Source organism: Lysinibacillus parviboronicapiens, from assembly GCF_003049605.2.
GTDB classification, from domain to species: domain Bacteria; phylum Bacillota; class Bacilli; order Bacillales_A; family Planococcaceae; genus Lysinibacillus; species Lysinibacillus parviboronicapiens.
Window position 1 is genome coordinate 355,379 of the sequence record NZ_CP073713.1, and the last position, 19,546, is coordinate 374,924.

Annotated in this window: 21 protein-coding genes and 1 other annotated feature; of the genes, 16 read left to right on the forward strand and 5 right to left on the reverse strand. The window is 36.7% G+C overall.

The genetic code is table 11. The annotated features are described in order from the left end of the window. Window positions 1–5 precede the first annotated feature (5 nt). Window positions 6–1,199 (forward strand): thiolase family protein, encoded by a 1,194-nt coding sequence (locus tag C9J31_RS01845; RefSeq protein WP_107948481.1) that lies wholly within the window; start codon window positions 6–8, stop codon window positions 1,197–1,199. Window positions 1,200–1,234: 35 nt separating this feature from the next. Here C9J31_RS01845 and C9J31_RS01850 read toward each other — a convergent pair whose 3' ends face one another. Beyond that, entirely contained in the window at window positions 1,235–1,561 is a 327-nt protein-coding gene (locus C9J31_RS01850) for a DUF3870 domain-containing protein (protein ID WP_107924990.1), read from the reverse strand. Window positions 1,562–1,670: 109 nt separating this feature from the next. Between C9J31_RS01850 and C9J31_RS01855 the strand changes: the two genes are divergently transcribed. The 7 genes from C9J31_RS01855 (at window position 1,671) to C9J31_RS01885 (ending at window position 9,319) form a co-directional block, all read left to right on the forward strand. Continuing rightward, complete coding sequence (locus C9J31_RS01855) at window positions 1,671–3,002, forward strand: short-chain fatty acid transporter (protein ID WP_107948479.1); 1,332 nt, start codon at window positions 1,671–1,673, stop codon at window positions 3,000–3,002. A gap of 231 nt (window positions 3,003–3,233) precedes the next feature. Next, window positions 3,234–3,863 (forward strand): carboxymuconolactone decarboxylase family protein, encoded by a 630-nt coding sequence (locus tag C9J31_RS01860; protein ID WP_107948478.1) that lies wholly within the window; start codon window positions 3,234–3,236, stop codon window positions 3,861–3,863. 16 nt (window positions 3,864–3,879) lie between these two features. Then, entirely contained in the window at window positions 3,880–4,743 is an 864-nt protein-coding gene (locus tag C9J31_RS01865) for a 3-hydroxyacyl-CoA dehydrogenase NAD-binding domain-containing protein (protein WP_167395972.1), read from the forward strand. 54 nt (window positions 4,744–4,797) lie between these two features. Next, window positions 4,798–5,862 carry a zinc-dependent alcohol dehydrogenase gene (locus C9J31_RS01870; protein WP_193767022.1) on the forward strand — a complete coding sequence of 355 codons (1,065 nt, stop codon included), beginning with the start codon at window positions 4,798–4,800 and terminating at the stop codon, window positions 5,860–5,862. Continuing rightward, entirely contained in the window at window positions 5,863–6,543 is a 681-nt protein-coding gene (locus C9J31_RS01875; RefSeq protein ID WP_107948474.1) for a cyclase family protein, read from the forward strand. A 465-nt stretch (window positions 6,544–7,008) separates the two neighbouring features. Further along, complete coding sequence (locus C9J31_RS01880; protein WP_107948472.1) at window positions 7,009–8,520, forward strand: DEAD/DEAH box helicase; 1,512 nt, start codon at window positions 7,009–7,011, stop codon at window positions 8,518–8,520. A 19-nt stretch (window positions 8,521–8,539) separates the two neighbouring features. Beyond that, window positions 8,540–9,319 carry a YqhG family protein gene (locus C9J31_RS01885; protein WP_107948470.1) on the forward strand — a complete coding sequence of 260 codons (780 nt, stop codon included), beginning with the start codon at window positions 8,540–8,542 and terminating at the stop codon, window positions 9,317–9,319. A gap of 45 nt (window positions 9,320–9,364) precedes the next feature. On the opposite strand, the gene C9J31_RS01890 is transcribed toward C9J31_RS01885, so the two are convergent. Continuing rightward, window positions 9,365–9,685 (reverse strand): ArsR/SmtB family transcription factor, encoded by a 321-nt coding sequence (locus tag C9J31_RS01890; protein ID WP_107925002.1) that lies wholly within the window; start codon window positions 9,683–9,685, stop codon window positions 9,365–9,367. Further along, window positions 9,682–10,107, reverse strand: a complete 426-nt coding sequence (locus C9J31_RS01895; RefSeq protein WP_107948468.1) for an SRPBCC family protein — start codon at window positions 10,105–10,107, stop codon at window positions 9,682–9,684. The genes C9J31_RS01890 and C9J31_RS01895 overlap by 4 nt, the downstream gene beginning before the upstream one ends. 179 nt (window positions 10,108–10,286) lie before the next feature. Here C9J31_RS01895 and C9J31_RS01900 point away from each other — a divergent pair, with 179 nt between their 5' ends. Continuing rightward, complete coding sequence (locus C9J31_RS01900; protein ID WP_107948467.1) at window positions 10,287–10,925, forward strand: LysE family translocator; 639 nt, start codon at window positions 10,287–10,289, stop codon at window positions 10,923–10,925. Window positions 10,926–11,362: 437 nt separating this feature from the next. Here the strand turns inward: C9J31_RS01900 and C9J31_RS01905 are convergent, their stop codons facing one another. Beyond that, the gene (locus C9J31_RS01905) at window positions 11,363–12,676 is read right to left on the reverse strand and encodes a short-chain fatty acid transporter (RefSeq protein ID WP_107948465.1); all 1,314 of its coding nucleotides are present in this window, start codon (window positions 12,674–12,676) and stop codon (window positions 11,363–11,365) included. A gap of 306 nt (window positions 12,677–12,982) precedes the next feature. Between C9J31_RS01905 and C9J31_RS01910 the strand changes: the two genes are divergently transcribed. The 7 genes from C9J31_RS01910 (at window position 12,983) to ytxJ (ending at window position 18,811) form a co-directional block, all read left to right on the forward strand. After that, on the forward strand, window positions 12,983–13,864 hold the full coding sequence (locus C9J31_RS01910; RefSeq protein WP_107948463.1) for a LysR family transcriptional regulator: 882 nt from the start codon (window positions 12,983–12,985) through the stop codon (window positions 13,862–13,864). A gap of 118 nt (window positions 13,865–13,982) precedes the next feature. Next, a complete protein-coding gene (locus C9J31_RS01915) occupies window positions 13,983–14,690 on the forward strand; it encodes a CoA transferase subunit A (RefSeq protein ID WP_107948462.1) in 708 nt (235 codons plus the stop codon). Further along, the gene (locus C9J31_RS01920) at window positions 14,690–15,331 is read left to right on the forward strand and encodes a 3-oxoacid CoA-transferase subunit B (RefSeq protein WP_193767023.1); all 642 of its coding nucleotides are present in this window, start codon (window positions 14,690–14,692) and stop codon (window positions 15,329–15,331) included. Before C9J31_RS01915 ends, C9J31_RS01920 begins: the two co-directional genes overlap by 1 nt. 191 nt (window positions 15,332–15,522) lie before the next feature. After that, window positions 15,523–15,771: a binding site (T-box leader), on the forward strand. Window positions 15,772–15,841: 70 nt separating this feature from the next. Beyond that, window positions 15,842–17,092: an MFS transporter gene (locus C9J31_RS01925; RefSeq protein ID WP_107948460.1), complete on the forward strand. Its 1,251-nt coding sequence runs from the start codon at window positions 15,842–15,844 to the stop codon at window positions 17,090–17,092. 86 nt (window positions 17,093–17,178) lie between these two features. Beyond that, window positions 17,179–17,805 carry a kinase gene (locus C9J31_RS01930; RefSeq protein ID WP_107948458.1) on the forward strand — a complete coding sequence of 209 codons (627 nt, stop codon included), beginning with the start codon at window positions 17,179–17,181 and terminating at the stop codon, window positions 17,803–17,805. 151 nt (window positions 17,806–17,956) lie between these two features. Beyond that, entirely contained in the window at window positions 17,957–18,370 is a 414-nt protein-coding gene (locus C9J31_RS01935) for a VOC family protein (protein ID WP_107948456.1), read from the forward strand. A 111-nt stretch (window positions 18,371–18,481) separates the two neighbouring features. After that, on the forward strand, window positions 18,482–18,811 hold the full coding sequence (ytxJ, locus tag C9J31_RS01940; RefSeq protein WP_054767946.1) for a bacillithiol system redox-active protein YtxJ: 330 nt from the start codon (window positions 18,482–18,484) through the stop codon (window positions 18,809–18,811). Window positions 18,812–18,944: 133 nt separating this feature from the next. Here ytxJ and C9J31_RS01945 read toward each other — a convergent pair whose 3' ends face one another. After that, complete coding sequence (locus C9J31_RS01945; RefSeq protein WP_107925012.1) at window positions 18,945–19,400, reverse strand: hypothetical protein; 456 nt, start codon at window positions 19,398–19,400, stop codon at window positions 18,945–18,947. Window positions 19,401–19,546 lie beyond the last annotated feature (146 nt).

Below are 19,546 nucleotides of genomic sequence, written 5' to 3' on the forward strand. Positions count from 1 at the left end.
GTAGCATGAAAGAAGTAGTTATTGTAGAAGGCATTCGGACAGCTATAGGTAAGTTAGGTGGTTCATTAATCAATGAGGCAGCAGATATTCTTGGTTCAATAGTTATTCGTGAACTCTTAAATCGGACACAGCTAGACCCCTCTCTAATTGAGGAAGTGATTTTGGGACAAGCAAAACAGAGTGCCGATCAATCCAATGTTGCGCGGCTTGCCTCTTTACGTGCTGAATTACCAATTAGCGTTCCAGGTTATACTGTACATCGCCAATGTGGTTCTGGCCTGCAATCCATTAATAATGCGGCACAGCAAATTGCTCTTGGCTACAGCGATATTATTATTGCAGGAGGAACAGAATCCATGAGTACAGCGCCATATTACTTACGAAATGCTCGCTATGGTTATGGTGTTGGTAATGCTGTCATGTTAGATCCGAATACAGAAAGTCAACCAGGCTCTCAACCGTTTGAAGTTTATGGTATTACAACGATGGGTGAAACAGCAGAAAATTTAGCCGAAAAATACTCGATTTCTCGAGAAGAGCAAGATGCATTTGCACATCGTAGTCAAGAACGTACAGCACAGGCCATACGAGCAGGTTATTTTGACAAACAAATTGTACCTTACGAAGTGAAAAAACGAAAATCAGTAGAAATTTTTGAAAAAGATGAGCATCCATTTTTAACGAGTCAAGAGAAGTTAAGTACGCTAAAGCCTGTATTTCGTAAAGGTGGGTCAGTAACGGCAGGCAATAGTAGTGGGCGTAATGATGGTGCAGCAGCATTATTAATAATGTCGAACGAAAAAGCGCTAGAACTAGGTTACAAGCCCAAGGTTAAAATACTTGCTCAAGCAGCCGCAGGTGTAGACCCATCTATTATGGGAATCGGCCCAGTTCCAGCTACATTAAAAGCATTAAAGCAGGCAAACTTATCGATTCAAGATATAGATATCATTGAGTTAAATGAAGCTTTTGCTGCACAATCTATCGCAGTAATCAATGAACTTGGGTTAGATATAAATCGAGTGAATCCAAATGGTGGTGCAATTGCTATGGGACATCCCATTGGGGCAACAGGTGCTATTTTAATGACGAAACTTATTCATGAGCTTGAACGAACTGGTAAGCGTTATGGCTTAGTGACATTATGCATTGCAGGTGGGCTTGGTGTTTCAACAATCGTTGAAAACTGCCAAGCATAAAAAATAACACCGAGTACATGACTCGGTGAAGCTACTTAGCTATCTTTTTGAATTTTTTCAAGGTATCTCTTTTGTGCAGATTTTAGAGCTACTACGACTGAACCACTTGAGGGTGCATAATAGTGCTCATCTACACGAGCAATTAATTCATCAATATTGGCTGTAATATCAAAGCCAATCAACATACGTTTAAAGAAATCTTGTGCAAGATTAGTAATGAAAGTAAATTCTGCATCAATAATTTTATGGGTTTCTTGATCAATTTCTAACACAATACCGGCATGCTTGTACATCTCGTACATGGACGTGCCCTGGGGTGCTTTTGCATAAGCGGTCACTAAAATACTAGTTAATTTTTGCAAGGAAATGACCTCCAACATGTATAGATTGTAAGTTAATTCTATCATGTTTTACGCAATAAAGAGGTACTTCCAAAAATTAATTAGTTCAACACATCAAGGGGGAATTAGTATGGAAAAGTTGACAAATTTTTTCACAGATATCATGAAGAAGTATTTACCAGATCCATTTGTATTTGCAATTGGACTTACATTATTAACGTTTGTACTGGCTCTATTAATTGAGGATATTAGCTTTGTGGATTTAACAACTGCTTGGGGTGGAGGGTTTTGGGATTTATTAGCATTTACTACACAAATGGCTGTTATTCTTGCAATGGGATATGTACTAGCTACAGCACCTATAACAGATAAATTGTTAAACAAAATTGCAAGTATGGTGCATACGCCAAAAACGGCAATTATCGTTGCAACGCTTGTTGGGGGGATCGGTAGCTACTTAAACTGGGGATTTGGTTTAGTAATTGGGGGGATTATTGCAAAAAAACTAGCTTTAAAAGTTAAGGGGGTTCATTACCCGCTGATTATCGCAGCCGCTTATTCTGGATTTACTTTCTATGGACTAGGTCTATCGGCTTCTATCCCTATTTTAATTTCAACTCCAGGTCACTTCTTGGAAGATGCAATGGGCTTAGTTACATTATCAGAAACAATTTTTAGCTTACCTATGATTATCACAACAGTTGTGCTGTTAATTACATTGCCTTTATTTAATGCAATGTTGCATCCAAAAGATCCAAAAAACGTTGTGGAGATTGATCCAGCATTATATGCAGATCAACCAAAAGTAAAATTAAATCTATTAGTCGATAATACGATAGCAAATAAATTGAATAATAGTCGCATTTTAGCGTACACGATTGGTGCGTTAGGGCTGATTTATATTGTTATATATTTCACAAACGGTAATTCATTAAACTTAAATATTTTAAATTTTATCATTTTATTCATAGGAATTATTTTACTAGGGACGCCTGCTCGTTATGCTGAGCATTTAGCAGATGGGATTAAAACAATTTCAGGGATTGTGCTGCAATTTCCATTTTACGCGGGTATTATGGCCATTATGGCTGCTTCGGGTTTAGTGGACACCATTGCGAAAGTATTCGTTGACTTATCCAACGAGCATACGCTACCGTTTTGGGGATTAATAAGTTCATTCTTTATTAATTTCTTTGCACCTTCAGCTGGAGGACACTGGGCAGTACAAGGGCCATTCATGATTGATGCAGCAAAAGAGTTAGGCGCATCTTTATCTGAAACATCAATGTCCGTAATGTTAGGAAATGCCTGGAACGATTTAGTACAACCATTTTGGATTTTACCAGCGCTGGCACTTTCTCGTTTAAAGTTAAAAGATATTATGGGCTTCCTTGTTATGATTATGTTCTTCGTGGGGATTATTTACATCATAGCAACGTTAGCTTGGTCTTATTTACTTTAGTAGTAGACTGTTCCAAATGGCTATAGGCGCCAATTTGACGAGTAATAGTATTATAGGATTTCAGCAAAAAATTCGCTAAACTTCTGTGGAAAAGCGAGCCAAGCTAGCCTCCGCATATGCTTTAGCACTTGCGAGGCCTGTGGTTCGTCCGCGGGAAGAGAGCGAATTTTTTGCATCAAAAATCTAAATGTAATGTTTAATCAGCCTTTTTTATATGAGGGGGATTTATAAATGTCGAGGATGTATCAAGCACTCCTAACAGAAGGTATTTTAACAAAAAGAGAAAAAACATTGTTACTTGTAGGTTTATTTGCAGCACGACGTGAGGAAAAACAAATGCTTTATTTCGTAAAGCAAGCAGTTGAAGCGGGCAATACTGTCGCAGAAGTTGCAGAGCTGATTGCATCAGCCATTATTTCGAGAGGTATTCCAACTTGGTTATCTGGGGTAGAAGCGATTTCATATGCAAAGCAACTTTCAGGAGACATCCAGATTGTTGAAGAAGGGGGAGAGGTAGCTACTTTTTCCTCACAGCAGGAATGTATTGACTACTATCAAGAAGAGTTTGATGTATTACCTAAATGGATTCAATATTTAGTAGATTACGCTCCAGATGTTTTATTAAAGTATAGCAATCTACGCATGACTTCTTTACGTGATGACGTAGTTTCCCGATTATTGAAGGAATTATTATTGTATGCCATTAATGTTTGTGAGGCCTATGAAAAAGGCATTCTGATTCATAAAGCAAATGCGCTTTCGTTAGGTGGGAGTGCCGCCGTTTTAGAAGAGGTCAAAGCGCTATGTATTTATGCGGTAGGTATACAAGTAATTTGGAATGATGAGCAAGATAAAGCTTAAAGAGGGAGACCCAACAATGCAAAAAATACTGATAATAGGCGGAGGCTTTATGGGCTCTGCTATCGCAAAATATTTCCTGCAATATAATGTGACTGTGTATTTATATGAGCCAAATATAGAAAGATTACAGCAATTACAGCAACAATCAGATTTACAGAAAATCACCTTTTTATCGAAACTAGAGCGTATTGAAGGTTTAACATTTGTTTTTGAAGCTATTGTTGAAAATTTACAAGTCAAACAAACTTTATTTGAACAGCTAGATTCATACTACGGAAAAGAAATTACATTTTGTACTAATACTTCGAGTTATCTAATTAGCGATATTGCAGAAAAAATGATCTATAAAGAACGCTTAATTGGGACACATTTCTTTTCGCCCGCACATATTACCCCTTTAATAGAAGTAGTTCCTAGCGCTTATACATCACAGGAACGAGCAAATGCTACTATGCTATTTTTACAGAGTATGTGTAAAAAGCCTATCTTATTGAAACGGGAAATTGAGGGCTTTGTAGCAAATAGATTACAAAGTGCACTTGCTAGAGAAGCGATGTCTTTGGTTGAGAAGGGGATTGTAACGGCTGAAGAGTTAGACTTTATTGCTAAAATGAGCCTAGGCGTACGGTTAGCCAATACAGGGCCACTTGAGCAACGAGATATAAATGGTTTAGATACGCATTATGCCATTGCAGACTATGTATACCCAACTTTAGAGAATGGCACGAAACCACTTGAAATCCATCATGCAAAAATAGACGCAAAACAATATGGCATGAAATCCAATCAGGGATTTTACGACTGGTCATCCATCGATAAGCAACAATATTTGGCACAAAAAGAAAAGACACTACTAGATATTATTAAGTTGGTTCAGTAGAGGTGCTTCTATGCATGACGACAATTATGAATTAGAGCAGGAGTAGATATGGCGATGAAATATCAAGCATTAGTAAAGTGTTCAACAAAGAAAAAGGATGTTCAGTTTAAAACCTATACTGTCCCGGAGTTAGATCGTAATGAATGCTTACTAAAGGTAAGTGCTGTTGGTATTTGTGGGAGTGATTTGCATATGTATGATGGACATGGTGGCTATGATTGGGTCACTTACCCACTTGTGCTCGGTCATGAAGTTACGGGAACTGTTATAGCAATGGGGGCGGCTGGCGATAAAACACTTTTAAATAAGAGAGTGGTAATAAACCCCTATAAAAGCTGTGGTGTTTGTGATTATTGTCAACGAGGCGAAACGAATTGCTGTGATTTCAACGACTATAAATTTATAAAAACACCAACTGAAGCTCTTCGATATGGATTCCGCGAGGCTGGCGGTATGGGACAATATATGGTAGCAGATATTAATAATATTATTGTCATTGATGACACTGTATGTGATGAAGTGGCAGCTATTTCAGAAGCCTTAGCAGTTAGTTATACCGCAGTTTTAAAAGTAACCGATTACAAGAAAAAGTCCATTTTAGTAGTTGGACCTGGACCTATAGGATTAGGGGTAGCAGCGATATTAGTGGGCGCGGGTAATGAACAAACACATATGCTTGGAGTGCCGCAAGATCAAAGTCGTTTGCAGTTAGCAAAAGAAATCGGTGTACAAGCAACGTTTGTTGCTATGGAGGAACTATTTCACGATAAGTTTTCAGGCTATGATGCCATCATTGACTGCTCGGGTCATCCAGCCATTCCGAAAGAAGCTATTCGTTTACTTAAACGTGGTGGCCAGCTTGTATTAGTCGGCATTAATTCTGCTGAGTTTTCTGTGCCAATGGATCAAATTGTACGTGGCGAAATAATGATTAAAGGCAGTTACGGTATTACACAAGCAAATTTTCAAGCAGTTTTACAAATGGCTGCGGATTCAAAGTATCCATTCAATAAGTTAGTCGCACATACGGTTTCATTTAAAGATAGTCTTGATGGATTTGAAAGTGCGCTAAACAAAGTAAATGGAAAAGTTGTGATTCATTTTAAGGAGGAAATATAAATGAAAATTATTGATTTAACATTAGAAATTTATGATGGCTTAGTTTCCTATACATCGCATCCACCAATCGTTATACAAGAAGAATCTACTTTTGATAACTCCGGTCATCGATATATAGCACCATGTGAAGGGTTTGAATCTCGCTTTTTACGTATGTCTGATCATAGTGGGACACATATTGACGCACCTCTTCACTTTATCAGAGGTGGGGAATCTACGGCTGAAATGGATTTAACAAAAACTTATGGAGAGGCTGTCTTACTTGATGTTTCCTCTTTCAAAGATCCGTTCGAACCTGTTACAGCAGAGATGCTTTCACAGGCTGAGCATAGACAAGGGATAACTATACAACGAGATGATATTGTGTTAGTACGAACACGAACTGCAAAGTGGGGACAAGGAGACTTTTTCTTAGAGCATGCTTTTGCGACTTGTGCAGGTGATTGGTTATTCGAGAAGCAAGTAAAATGTATTGGTCTAGATTTAGCGAATATTGATGTCCATGACAATATGAAACGTGAGGTGCATTTAAAGCTGTTAAGTGTCCCTATTTATATAGTAGAAAATCTAGTTAATCTTGAACAATTACCTTTAAATGACCGTTTTACTTTTATGGCACTGCCACTTAAATTGAAAAACTCAACTGCATCTCCAGTAAGAGCTGTCGCTTATGTCAAATAAGCTGTAAATTCAATGTGAAATATACTTTTATTCAATTCTTAATTTGTAAGTTATTCGATAATAGGAGGGAGGGCATAAAAGCCTTCTCTTTTCTCGTAGTTCAAAGCTATGGTAATTACTAAAAAGATCACCAACCGGGTGAGCTTAGAATTTACTCAACCCATGCAGAAAGTGTCCTACTGAATGTAGCCATATAACCACTTCCAGATGTTATAGCACTCTTACTTGGAGGGTATCGAAAAAAGAAACCAAGCTTAGAATAACTAGCTAACGCACCTACATTTTTTCAATTTTAATCGAATAGAATAAAGTACAATACCTCAACATTAATTCGAAGATTAAATGATTTGAACAGCAAGGAATCATTTGAATGTCACTTAAAATATGTATATTTTTACAAGAGCAAAATCTAACATAGCTTTTACTTTTTTGGACAACCTAACTAAGAAATAAATGCATGAGGTGATGATCATGATAGTAGAAAGGTCGTCCGAATGGGAAGAAGGTTTTATAAATAGATTAGATAATCTTGAGAAATGGGATAGCTGGACATTGTACAAGATGAGCTATGATATTGTAAAAATGAATTTAATTCCCGAATTCACGGGTTTACAAGCGACGAAATATTTACCCAATTTAACGCCGCTCACCCATCAACTAGAAGTGGCTGAAACGGTTATTGAACGCATGAACGGAAAAGCGATACTTGCTGATGAAGTGGGGCTTGGTAAAACCATTGAAGCGGGCCTAATCCTTAAGGAATATCTGATTCGTGGACTCGTAAAAAAAGCGTTGATTTTAGCACCGGCTTCTCTTATTAATCAATGGATTGAAGAATTGAATCAAAAATTCCATATTCCAGCAATAGCGTATAAAAAAAATTGTCCCATTGATCGCTATGATATCGTGATAATGAGCATGGATACGGCAAAAAAGAGCCCACATAAAGAGCTAATTTATGCACAGAATTATGACATGATTATTATTGATGAAGCCCATAAACTTAAAAATCATAAAACATTGATTTACGAATTTGTACAAGGCTTAAAGAAAAAGTTTTGTTTATTATTAACCGCCACACCCATTCAAAATGATGTATTTGAATTATATTATTTAATTTCTTTACTCAAACCAGGTCATCTCGGAAATTATGAAACATTCCAATCGGCATTTTCAGCTAGCAAGCATGATTTAGAGCATGACGATTATTTGAAAGAATTAGTAAATCAGGTGATGGTGCGAAATAGAAGAGAAGACACGGGCGTCGAGTGGACAAAACGTCACGTTCAAATCATCCCCATACAATTTACCACTGAGGAAAAAGAAATCTATGATCTACTTGGGACGCTTTCTAGCGGCTCATTTTCATTAATTACCTTGCAAAAGGAAATGTGCAGTAGCAAAGAAGCGACGGCTTTAACTTTATCAAAAATGCTCGAAGACAGTAAGGAAACCAAAGAGATTGAAGGGATACTTGTCAAATTAATGGCTTTAGAAGTGAACTCCAAAGCTGAAAAGACACTAGAAATTATTAAGCAAGCGGATGATAAAGTCATTATTTTTACGGAGTATCGGGCAACTCAAATCTACTTGCAGTGGTACTTACATTCAAAAGGCATTACGAGCGTTCTTTTTAATGGTAAGTACAATAAAAACAAGCGTGACTATATGAAGCATCTTTTTAAGGAAAAAGCGCAGGTGCTTATAGCAACTGAAGCAGGAGGAGAAGGTATTAACCTGCAATTCTGCCACCATGTCATTAACTACGATTTGCCTTGGAATCCAATGAAGCTTGAGCAACGTATTGGTCGTGTGCATCGGTTAGGACAAGAACACGATGTTCATATTTATAATTTGGCTATAGAAAACACAATTGAAAAAGATATTTTGGCATTGCTCCATACGAAAATTGATGTATTTGAGAAGGTAGTCGGAGACTTAGATGCTATCTTAACAAATTTCAAAAAATCCGTTTGACATGTGAGGGGGGAGTGCCATGTTTCCACAGCAGGTTCACAGTTATTTAAAACAATTTTTCATGGAAAATGATTGCAATATTTTAGGGGAGGACGCCTGTTATCTCACAGTACAATTAACCATTGATATTGATAAAAGAATTATGAATCGTCCCTTCTATTGGCAATATGTAGAAGCTACGAATGGCGAACCAAATCCAGCACAAGTAACATTTATTACAGATCATACGGCACTAGCTAGTAATGTTCGCGGAGAGATAGTAAATTTCGGTTCACCAAGGCTCAATCAGCTATTCCAAGCAACGAGAGAGCTTGGGACATTTGTTCAAATGTTTGAGAAAGTTGAAGCATCGAGAGAACAGATCATGCTTACACCCTGGCTAGGTGTGAATTATAAGGTTTCATATTGTTGCGACCGAACAAAAGAGATGCTGTATTCCTTTGGCTTAAATTTAATGACAGGTATGATTTTAGAGGATTTTCATGAGGTATTGAGTAAAGTTGAGTTTGATGCTATTCAGTCTGAGAACGTTTTCCATGTGCAATATATTATTAAACCCATCCGTGCACTTAAAAGATTAGATGCTACAATCGAAGCGATTATCGAACAGGATAACCATGAATGGGCGGTGCAAGCGAAAAAAAGGTGGCAACGAGATCAGCGCGTATTAGATTTTTTTTATGAAGATGTAGAGCAAAAGCCAGAATGCTATGAGATTGAAAAGAAAGCTTTACAAGAACAATACGATGCAAAAATTAAAATTGAAATTATTAATGGTGGATTATTTTATATGCGTTGAATAAAGAGCTGTTCGAATGACTTTTTGAACAGCTCTTATTTTTATTTACTCTTTTTCAACAAAGTTTTGTAATTGAGCCAGTTTATTATCCCAAAATAGATCAAAATACTGTAACCAATCTTCAATCTCTTTCAAACGCTCTACATGTAATGTATAAATCTTTTCTCTACCCTTTTTTTTGGCAGATACTAGCTCGGCTTGCTCTAATATTTTTAAATGTTTAACGACAGCAGTTCGGCTAATGGCAAAATGCTCAGAAATATGAGTGATTGGTTTGTCACTCGCTGCAAGAAGCTGTAGAACATGACGTCTCGTAGGATCAGCAATTGCTTGAAAAACATCATACTTTTCAGCAAGCTGTGTCATTTTGTTTCAACAACCTCTTTTAATCTTTTATCGATAATCATTGTCCAGCCACCGTCCATTTTTTCACGCACAGCTTGTGCTGGCATTTGAGCTTTCGGAATAATATGAGACGCCTCTTTCCAGCCACCATGTGTTAAGGTAAATGTCGTTTGTTCACCAACTTGTTCAAGCTCAAATGTTACAAACCATCCATCCGTATCCCAAGTGAACCGCACGAAATATGGTGCATCCACTTGTTCAACCTTACATGGAGAAGGTCCGAAGGGGGATTGTAACGTAAATTCATGTCCAACAATAGGTTGAAAATCATTTGGCATAAACCAAGTACCAAGTTTTTCGGCATCTGTGACAGAGTCCCAGACCTTATCAATAGATGCATTTAGTGTAACTGTTTTAATGATATTTTGTATTTTTTCTGACATACTAAGTCTCCTTTATTTTTAAAAATATAACCATAAGGTGTTATGATTTTATAATACCTTATGGTTGCATGTCAATCAGAACAGTTTAAGATATTTTTTTATCTTTAAGTGTCTTTTGGTATGTCTGTACATATGGTAGAATATTTTTATAATTTTCAGATATTAAGGGGGGGTTAAAAGTGGTAAACGTATCCGTTTTTCTACTAATGTGTGTGTTGCTGATTATTTTACCTGGTCCAGATACAGCCATTGCGACAAAAAATACGCTTACAGCTAGTAAAAAGGGAGGTATACAGACGATACTTGGCTCATGCTGTGGTTTACTAATTCATACGTTTGCTGCAGTGATTGGCCTTTCAGCAATTATTGTAAAGTCAGCATATGTATTTGCAGTTTTAAAATACGTCGGCGCGGTATATTTATGTTATTTGGGTGTGAAGACATTATGGACATTAAAAACAATACGCTCGCTGCCTCCTGTGTTACAAGATGAGACGCAAGTAGATCATAAATACGCACATCAATCTTGCTTTAAGCAAGGGTTTTTGACAAATATTATGAATCCTAAAGTTGCAGTTTTTTTCTTAACGTTTTTACCGCAGTTCGTAGATGTCTCAAGCGCCACGTTTGTGCCATTTCTATTCATGGGGCTTATTTATACTGCTATAACAGCCCTCTGGTTTGTGTTCTATGTATACTTGCTAGATAGAATTGGTGCATTTATGAAGAAGCCCACAACTAAAACAGTTATTGAGGGACTAACAGGTACAATTTTAATTGGATTTGGCATTAAGCTTGCCTTAGAAAAGGCCCATTAAACATGGGCTTTCAAATTGTAGTCAAACTCTAAAAGAACCCGTTAATTTCCACTACGGCGGACACTTTTCGCGGGCATGGCTTCAATCTCCTCGTCGTTACACTCCTGCGGGTCCTTCAACTCATGCTATTCCCGCAGAAGTCGCCGCCTGCGCTCCAATCCAACTAGTGTACGTCTAAAATGATTAAGATGATGGCCAGGGTGTCAAAATTGCTGATACTTCGCTAAAGCTTGAGCTTGTGTTTTTGCGCCATCGATATTAAAGTTTAAATCCCCCTAAAATAAACGATAAACTGAGTATTGATGGCTCTCTTATTTCTTCACGGTAAATAGTTTAACATTAAACTATTTGCAATTGAATTAATATACACTAATTGCTTAAATCTAGCAAAAAAACTTCACGGAGAGTTCCCGTGAAGTTAAAAAGGACTATGTTTGTTAGAAAAACAGGAAGCCAATGCTAATGATAATGCCTGTATAGAAAAGGATGAATAAGCAGAAGCCCATGATGTCTTTTGCTTTTAAACCAGCAATCGCTAGTGCTGGCAAAGCCCAAAATGGTTGAATCATATTTGTCCAAGCATCCCCCCAAGCGATAGCCATAGCAGTTTTGGCATAATCTGCACCTAATTTAGTCGCTGCATCTAACATAATCGGAGCTTGCACAGCCCATTGACCACCGCCTGATGGCACAAAGAAATTAACAAGTCCCGCGGAGAAAAATGTGAATAAATAGAAAGTATGCTCATTTGAAATGTTAACAAACCATCCAGAAAATACAGCTGCTAAACCAGAAGCCGTCATCATCCCCATGATACCTGCATAAAACGGAAATTGGAAAACAATCCCTGTTGTTGTTTTAATTGCATCTTGTGCAGCAGCAAGAAAACGTTGTGGTGTACCATGGAAGATAATACCTAGCACAATGAAAATGGTATTTACGACATTTAAATCTAATACAAAACCTTTCGTTATAAAATGATGCATTAAATACCCGAGCCCAATAGCTCCAATTAAAATTGTTAAAATGTAACTGCGCTCAGAACGACTTGCAAAGTTATTTTCTACTGGGGGAAGTGCAATTTTCTCTTCCGCTAATAAAGAAGGGTCGACTTCTACTACATCTTTTTCCTTAGGCATCATCCATCTGTTAAAGAAGGGCAATGTTAACATAATAACGATAACAATAAACAAGTTATATGTTGAAAATAATGTAACTTTTGTCGGGACAACACCCATAATATCCGCAAAAGTGTGGCCTTCTGTCGCAATGGAAAGTGGTACTGAGCCCGCTAAACCACCATGCCAAATAACAAATCCCGAATAGGCACTAGCGATGAGTAAGCGGTAATCTACTTTTTGTACATGACGTGCAATTTCTTTTGCGAAAAGCGCTCCAATAACCAGACCAAATCCCCAGTTAATCCAGCAAGCGATTAGTGAAACAAATGTAACAACAATAATCGCCATACTTGGCGTTTTTATGTTGCTTGCAAGTGTGGATAACACTTTTTTAAATACCGGACTATTTGCTAAAATGTGCCCAGCGGCTAGAACAATCACCATTTGCATCGTAAAGGATAACAGTCCCCAAAAACCATCTCCCCAGTATGTGACCATATCAAGTGGGGAAGAGTCTGTTAATGTGACTCCTAATAATAAGACTAGCACCGTGAGTATAGTGACAAATATGTATGGGTCAGGCAAATATTTTTCCATTATAGTATTCGAAATTTTAGTTAATGTTTTCATTTAAAAAATCCCCTTTCTTTCTCTACCATCCCTTATTCATAATATTACATAGAGAAATATGTAAATAAAGAGAAAAATGGAGCGAAGGACAGTAAATGAAACTTTAAATAGAATTGCCGTTTAAAGTTGCGTTCACAGAAATAACATAATTAAATATTATTTTAGATATAGAAAACCTTATCGCTATTGTATTTACCTTATATCAGTTTTAGAAGAAGGATTAAAAAAAATGGCAGAGAATTTATTACTAAATAAGACTTTTAAAAATATTTTTATAACAAATTAGAATAAATAAGGGGTTTTTAGATGGAGTTAAGAGATTTAAAAGCATTTATGGCTGTTGTTGAACATGGAAGTTTTACCAAAGCGGCAAGTGAATCTTTCGTGTCACAGCCATCTTTAAGCAAAAGTATTAAAAAGTTAGAAGACACACTTCATGTAGAATTATTAAACCGATCAACTCGAAATGTTGATTTAACCGATGCAGGGAACATCGTCTATAAACAAGGACTGAAAATAATGCGATCTGTTCATGATTTACATATATTACTGGATGATTTGCTTAACATTAAAACAGGGTCTATTAAATTAGGAATACCGCCATTAATTGGCACATTATTTTTCCCAGAGATTGCTCGGAAATTTCATAAACAATATCCAGAAGTTCACTTAGAGTTGGTGGAAAGAGGAGCTAAAATGATTGGCACTTTAGTGGACAACGGTGAAGTTGATATGGGTATTGTCGTTTTACCAACAGATGAGCGAAAATTCTTGGTTCAATCATTTGTAGAGGATCAATTTTTTGTTTTTATTAATGAGCAACATCCCTTAGCAATGCAAGATTATATACTTCTGCAAGATTTAAAAAATGAATCATTCATTACTTTAACAGAAGAATTTACATTACATGATTATGTCATTAAATCCTGTAAAAGAGCTGGTTTTAACCCAATTATTGGCTATAAGAGCTCTCAATGGGATTTGATAGTGGAGCTTGTCTCATCAAACTTAGGCGTAACACTTTTACCTTACTCGATTGCCGCTAAGCAAACCAACCAAAATGTGAAAATTATCCCCTTGCTGAATTTTGATATGCCTTGGCGTTTAGGGGTTATTACCAAGAAAAATACATATCAATCCTATGCGTTAAAGCAGTTGTTAAAGACCATCCGTTCGGAAGAAGAGTAGGAAAAATAGATTTATGCCCTTTTGGAATAAGTAGTATTCAAATTAATTCCTTTACTTATAAAATGGTATTGATGTAGAATTTTCCTTAATAAACGAGCTATATTAGGGGGTTTCGATGATGGGGATCGGGAAAGTGTGGAATTCGTTCGAGGAAGCCATTGCAGATATTAAAGATGGAGACACATTAGTTGTAGGCGGATTTGGCTTATGTGGTATTCCTGAAAAAGCAATTTCAGCATTAGAACAACAGGGCACAAAAGATTTAACAGTTGTTAGTAATAACTGTGGTGTAGATAATTGGGGATTAGGGTTATTATTAGCCAATAAACAAATAAAAAAAATGATTGCATCCTATGTAGGTGAAAATAAAATTTTTGAGCAGCAATTTTTAAGTGGAGAACTTGAAGTTGAATTAACGCCACAAGGCACACTGGCGGAGCGTATACGTGCTGGGGGAGCAGGTATTCCTGGTTTTTACACGGCTACAGGTGTTGGAACGCCGATTGCTGAAGGCAAAGAAGTAAAAGTTTTTGGTGGCAAGGAATATATATTAGAGAAGGGCATTGTCGGAGACTTTGCCCTTGTGAAAGCTTGGAAAGCAGACAAGCTTGGAAATCTAGTTTATCGTAAAACATCACGTAATTTTAATCCATTAGCTGCAATGGCAGGAAAAATTACTATTGCGGAAGTGGAAGAAATTGTTGAAGTTGGTGAACTGGATCCGGACCATATTCATACGCCGGGCGTTTTTGTACAACGTGTGTTATTAGGCGAAAATTATGAAAAACGTATAGAGCGTCTTACTGTGAAAAAGGGGGAAGCGTGATGATTGATACAAGACAAAGAATTGTAGACAGAGCTGTACAAGAAATAGAAAATGGCATGAACGTCAATTTAGGTATCGGTATCCCAACGCTTGTGGCGAATGCAATCCCTGCTGATTATGATGTTCTTTTACAATCCGAAAATGGTCTACTTGGCATTGGTCCATACCCAGAAGAGGATGTGGTGGATGCTGATTTGATTAATGCAGGTAAGGAAACTGTTACAGTTGTGCCTGGTGCATCTTTTTTTGACAGTGCTGATTCCTTTGCCATGATACGTGGTGGTCATATTGATCTTGCTATTTTAGGCGGCATGGAAGTCTCAGAAACAGGAGATCTTGCTAACTGGATGATTCCAGGGAAAATGGTGAAAGGCATGGGTGGTGCCATGGATCTTGTTGTTGGTGCAAAAAGAGTGATTGTCGTTATGGAGCATGTCAATAAAAATGGCGAATCGAAGATTAAAAAGGAATGTGAGTTACCTTTGACAGGAAAAGGTGTTGTGCATAGATTAATAACAGATTTAGCGGTCTTTGATTTTATGGATGAGGGCATGAAGCTGATTGAACTAACGGAAGGTGTAACACTAGAGGAAGTGAAGGCGAAAACCTCTGCGTCATTTACAGTCGAGCTAGCAGAGTAATTTATTAAAACCAGTCACTATTAAAGTGAACTGGTTTTTATATGTAAGTAAGACCACAAAGAAAAGTTCATTACTACATGTGAATAGGAGCGTAAAACATCTATAGTTCCAACTATTGACAATTAATAATGTTGTCGTATATATTATTAAGAATTATATTGAAACTAGATTTATGAAAAATTTAATATGTTACATATGCAATGAAGAGAAGAGTATATAAAATTATTTCTTTACAGAGAACTCCGGTAGCTGAAAGGGAGCGAGGAAAATTTTATTGAAGCAAGCCTCTGAGTAGCGCATTGGAACCCGAATATAGGGGGATAGTGTGACAGGAGCTCCTGTTATAGAGCTAGGGTATAGTTTGTTGTACCTGATAAGGTTAATATGGTGACATATTAATAAACAGGGGTGGTACCGCGATAAAAAATCTCGTCCCCAAGACGTTAAAGTCTTGGAGATGAGATTTTTTATTTTGCTGAAAATAGATTGTGATGAAAATATTAAGGAGGAATGGAATTGAATATTAAAAATTGGCGGTACCCGATTATTTTATTATGTAGTATTGGTGTGTCAAGTGTGGGTAGTTGGATATATTTTATAGCTTTAAACCTCATTGTCTTGAACAAAACGGAATCAGCTCTTGCTGTTTCTGCCTTATATATTATTAGAGCTTTATCGACAGTTTGTACGAATATTTGGTCAGGTAGTGTAATTGATCGTTTGAATAAGAAATATCTCATGATTGTACTGAATATGTTGCAAGCTTTATTCATTACAGTATTACCTTTTGTATCTTCTTTGGGTTTTATATATTGTATGGTTTTTTTAATTACTATCTTCAGTTCAATATATCATCCAACATCAATGACCTTTATTACGAAGTTAATACCGATTGAACAAAGAAAGCGATTTAACGCTTTGCGCAGTTTATTAGATTCAGGTGCCTTTTTGACAGGTCCAGCGATAGCAGGATTAATGTTTACAATAGGTACACCTAACATGGCTATTTATATCAATGCTACTGCATTATTTCTATCTGCATTAATGACGTTGGCAATGCCCAATGTTGAAGCATCTAGACTATTTGTTGAGAAAGCAGAAAATAAATTATCAATAAAGATATTAATAGAAGATTGGAAGCTTGTTCTAAGATTTAGTAGAAAATATGCATATATCATGACCATCTACCTTTTATATAGTGCCATGATCGTCATGATGACAGCTACGGATTCTTTAGAGGCGGCATTTGCTACTCAGGTGCTTTCGTTATCTGAAGGGCAATATGGAGTTTTAGTGAGCATTGCTGGTGCAGGGGTATTAATCGGTTCATTAACGAATACGCTAATTGTTGAGAAAATACCTACTTCTTGGCTTATTGGATTGGGTTCGTTGATAACTGCAAGTGGTTATATAATGTTCGCATTTTCATATACATTTCTACTAGCATCCATCGGGTGCTTTATTTTGTCATTTGCAACGGCCTTTGCCAATACAGGTTTTAATACTTTTTATCAAAATAATATTCCTGTGCATGTTATGGGGAGAATAGGGAGTATTTATGGTCTTGTGGAAGCTTTTCTTATTATTATCGTCACTGCTATCTTTGGATTTGCTTCCGAAGTACTATCTATCAGAGTTGTTGTCGTTTCAGGCTCTTTGATAATGTTACTAGTAGCCACTGTATTGTTTATTTGTAATATTCAACGTTCTAAACATAAATTTTATGCTAACACTTCTGAGCTTAAAGATACATTTCAATAGGATAATAGAGAGATTATATAAGGCTGCGTTAAGAAACACCGGTTAATCCCTTCGTAAAATTGATTTATAGGAGTGTGGGGCCATTCATGTGCACGCAAGAAGTGATAAATGCAATAATCCATAAATTTGAACGACGCTGTAATAAAAATCGGGCTTTAATTGTGGCAATAGACGGATTAGGTGGTGCAGGAAAAACAACTTTTGTAAAAAAGCTTGAGGATCGGCTAAAGCGTAATTGTTTGGTCAATGTCATTCATATTGATGACCATATAGTGGAAAGTAACAAACGTTACAATACCGGATTTGCAGAATGGTATGAATATTACTACTTACAATGGAATATTGAGTTAATAAAGAAGGATATCTTAAAGAAACTTCATTGTAACAAGACAGAGATTTTACTACCCTTTTACGATTGTACAACTAATTTAATGACAAATAGAAAAATGGTAGTAGCAACAGACAGCATTCTTTTAATTGAAGGGATATTTCTACAAAGACACGAGTGGAGAAAATTTTATGATTATACTTTGTTTTTACAATGTTCGAGAACAATAAGGGAAGAAAGAGTATTAAGTCGTGATTCCTATATGGGTGATTTACATGCACGAATGGATAAGTACAAAAGTAGATACTGGCAAGCAGAGGCGTATTATATGAAAAAAGAAAATCCACTACAACAGGCAGATAAAATTTATCATGTCAGTGAGTAATGGCTCTCTAAGATTGCGGAATGTTTCGCTAGTATTTCGATGATTTCCACATTTCAGGATGACAGCGAGGCGGAAACAAAATAATATTCAGACCTTTGACTGTTCTCCCTTCTTGCATTTCAATACTATAATGATCGAAAAGGGGATAAATATGAGTGAACAATGGTCAACAGAATTACAGGTAGCACAAGTACGTGTTGCAAGACCGACTGATAAATTAAACGAGATTGAAAAGTTTTATTGTGAAGGGCTAGGGTTAGAAAAGGTAGGCTCTTTCACTGGACATCAAGGTTATAAAGGTGTGATGATTGGACTTCCAAACGCCAGCTATCATTTGGAGTTTACGGAGCATATTGAGGGTAGCCCATGCCCAGCGCCATCAAAAGACAATCTCCTCGTGCTCTATATGCCGCAGCACGAAATTATTCAGCGTATCGCCAAACGCTTGGCGCACATGGGATACCAAGAAGCCGAACCAGAAAATCCCTATTGGGCGGAAAAGGGCATTACAATTGAAGACCCTGATGGTTGGCGTCTTGTGTTGATGAACACAGCAGGTATATAAATAATTTAGTTGGAACAAATTTATGTTCTCGAATACTAATAGCTTCTAAAATACCTAGGGTGGTATATAATAATGGTATCTTTTAAGCGATTGTATTGGAGGTGATACATTGTGCAACGCATTAAAACAAACGAAGACTGGGGGAAAATTTTAAAGCAGTCGAAAGAACAGCCCATCCTTCTACTAAAGTTCAGTATGACTTGTATAAGTAGTATTTCGGCATTAAAAGAATTTAAAGCACTGAACACAGATTTGCCTAAATACTTAGTTATTGTACAACTGGAAAGAGACGTCTCGAACTTCATTGAAAACGATCTTGGCGTTAAACATGAATCACCACAGTTTTTAATCTTGCTGAATGAGAAAGGTATTTGGCAAGCAACCCATTATAAAATAAAGCGTACGCTACTAACTGAGGCCATACATACATATGTTAAATAACACGGTGTTTACGTATGTCCAATATAAAATACCCATCTTTGTAAAATGCGAAGATGGGTATTTTAATGCAGAAAAATGAAGTTGAACTTGCAAGAGCTAACCACACATGAAGAATGGGTGTAAAAGCATGTTATTAATCTTCTAGGGCATCATTTTCTGTATACTGAGTGGCAATTGACTCAATATTCAATTGTTCGTAAGTGGTCCAATTTACTTCTTTAAAATCTTGTTCATTAAAATAAATACTTAATACCTCCGCCATTTCTTCCTGACCATTAGGCTCAGCTAACGGGGCAGACCAGATAATTGTCGGAGTTTTTACACTTTTTAATTTTGAAATTTCTGCAAATATTCTTGTGGAATCCTTTAACATTTGACTTTTTAAGCCTTCACGTACATCGGTATCTTGTATTGAAATTGTGACGATACCTTTGTCTTCTTCGACAGTATATTTATTTTTTACGATTGCGCCAACTATATCCTTAACAGATGTGTCTTTGTCGACTGCTACTTTCTTTGGTTCGGCATCTTTTCCACAAGCTGATAATAATAGTGTGAATAGCAGCAAGATGTACAATAGTTTTTTCATGTTAATTACCTCCCTTGTTACTCCATATATGTTCAAATTGCGTATGAATTATACAAGGGGAGCTATAATTCCTCATTACAAAGTATTATAAAAAACGGAAAATGTAGCGTTGTTATAAATAAAGAAACATCTTCATCGCTGGAAAG

Bases quoted from the DNA above. Each gene is read 5' to 3' on its own strand.
- C9J31_RS01845 (WP_107948481.1), top strand. From the start codon at position 6: ATGAAAGAAGTAGTTATTGTAGAAGGCATTCGGACAGCTATAGGTAAG.
- C9J31_RS01855 (WP_107948479.1), top strand. From the start codon at position 1,671: ATGGAAAAGTTGACAAATTTTTTCACAGATATCATGAAGAAGTATTTA.
- C9J31_RS01860 (WP_107948478.1), top strand. From the start codon at position 3,234: ATGTCGAGGATGTATCAAGCACTCCTAACAGAAGGTATTTTAACAAAA.
- C9J31_RS01865 (WP_167395972.1), top strand. From the start codon at position 3,880: ATGCAAAAAATACTGATAATAGGCGGAGGCTTTATGGGCTCTGCTATC.
- C9J31_RS01870 (WP_193767022.1), top strand. From the start codon at position 4,798: ATGAAATATCAAGCATTAGTAAAGTGTTCAACAAAGAAAAAGGATGTT.
- C9J31_RS01875 (WP_107948474.1), top strand. From the start codon at position 5,863: ATGAAAATTATTGATTTAACATTAGAAATTTATGATGGCTTAGTTTCC.
- C9J31_RS01880 (WP_107948472.1), top strand. From the start codon at position 7,009: ATGATCATGATAGTAGAAAGGTCGTCCGAATGGGAAGAAGGTTTTATA.
- C9J31_RS01885 (WP_107948470.1), top strand. From the start codon at position 8,540: ATGTTTCCACAGCAGGTTCACAGTTATTTAAAACAATTTTTCATGGAA.
- C9J31_RS01890 (WP_107925002.1), bottom strand. From the start codon at position 9,685: ATGACACAGCTTGCTGAAAAGTATGATGTTTTTCAAGCAATTGCTGAT.
- C9J31_RS01895 (WP_107948468.1), bottom strand. From the start codon at position 10,107: ATGTCAGAAAAAATACAAAATATCATTAAAACAGTTACACTAAATGCA.
- C9J31_RS01905 (WP_107948465.1), bottom strand. From the start codon at position 12,676: ATGAAAACATTAACTAAAATTTCGAATACTATAATGGAAAAATATTTG.
- C9J31_RS01910 (WP_107948463.1), top strand. From the start codon at position 12,983: ATGGAGTTAAGAGATTTAAAAGCATTTATGGCTGTTGTTGAACATGGA.
- C9J31_RS01915 (WP_107948462.1), top strand. From the start codon at position 13,983: ATGGGGATCGGGAAAGTGTGGAATTCGTTCGAGGAAGCCATTGCAGAT.
- C9J31_RS01920 (WP_193767023.1), top strand. From the start codon at position 14,690: ATGATTGATACAAGACAAAGAATTGTAGACAGAGCTGTACAAGAAATA.
- C9J31_RS01925 (WP_107948460.1), top strand. From the start codon at position 15,842: ATGGAATTGAATATTAAAAATTGGCGGTACCCGATTATTTTATTATGT.
- C9J31_RS01930 (WP_107948458.1), top strand. From the start codon at position 17,179: ATGTGCACGCAAGAAGTGATAAATGCAATAATCCATAAATTTGAACGA.
- C9J31_RS01935 (WP_107948456.1), top strand. From the start codon at position 17,957: ATGAGTGAACAATGGTCAACAGAATTACAGGTAGCACAAGTACGTGTT.
- C9J31_RS01945 (WP_107925012.1), bottom strand. From the start codon at position 19,400: ATGAAAAAACTATTGTACATCTTGCTGCTATTCACACTATTATTATCA.